The following is a 782-nucleotide window of genomic DNA, read 5'->3' as shown; positions in this document are numbered from 1 at the left end:
GGCAGCGAGATCATCTTCGGCCGCTACTTTACGCCGAGTTTAAGTGAAGGCGCTCGCCAGACCGGATTGAACAACGGTCCGAACGGCTACCACAACTGGGCAGGCAACACGCCGATCGGCCTTCTGGTGGATGACTACGAGATGATGGACGGAACGCCTTTCAACTGGACCAACCCCGTTGAGAAAGCCAACCCTTACGTCAACCGTGACCCGCGTTTCTATGCGACGGTGCTCTATGATGCCGCACCCTGGAAGCCGCGCAACAAGATCTCGGGCAATGTAGACCCTGCCAACCAGATCCAGACCGGCGCTTACGACCTGCTGGACGACAAAGGGGCTTTGATCAACCGCAAGGGACTCGATACCCGCAGCAGCTCGATTGAGGACTGGAACGGAAGCCGCACGGGCTATTACATGCGCAAGTTCATTGACCCCAACCCGGACCTGGTCGACAACACAGACCGCCAGAACATTCCTTGGCCGTTCTTCCGGGTGACCGAAGCGGTGTTCAACTACGTGGAGGCCAGCATTGAGCTGGGAGAAGATGCAGAGGCATTGCTGTGGCTGAACCGGATCCGGTTCCGTTCAGGGATGCCGGCTTTGAAGGCGACAGGTGCTGCGCTCCGGGAAGCATACCGTCATGAGAAAAGGATCGAGATGGCCTATGAAGAGCAGCGTTACCATGATGCACGCCGCTGGATGATCGCCAAGGAAACACTTGGAAGGCCGTTGACCTACATCACCGTACTGGGCAAGTTCAAGCCGGGCAAGTCGATGAAGGA

At 57.5% G+C, this 782-nt stretch carries 1 protein-coding gene; it reads left to right on the top strand.

From position 1 onward, the window contains the following. A partial coding sequence (locus FEM33_RS02160) for a RagB/SusD family nutrient uptake outer membrane protein (RefSeq protein ID WP_139010480.1) occupies window positions 1-782 on the top strand: 782 nt, incomplete at both ends.

Source organism: Dyadobacter flavalbus, assembly GCF_006149045.1.
Classification (GTDB): Bacteria; Bacteroidota; Bacteroidia; order Cytophagales; family Spirosomataceae; genus Dyadobacter; species Dyadobacter flavalbus.
Note: the sequence above shows the minus strand (reverse complement) of the source record. Positions and strands in the feature narration are given on the sequence as shown.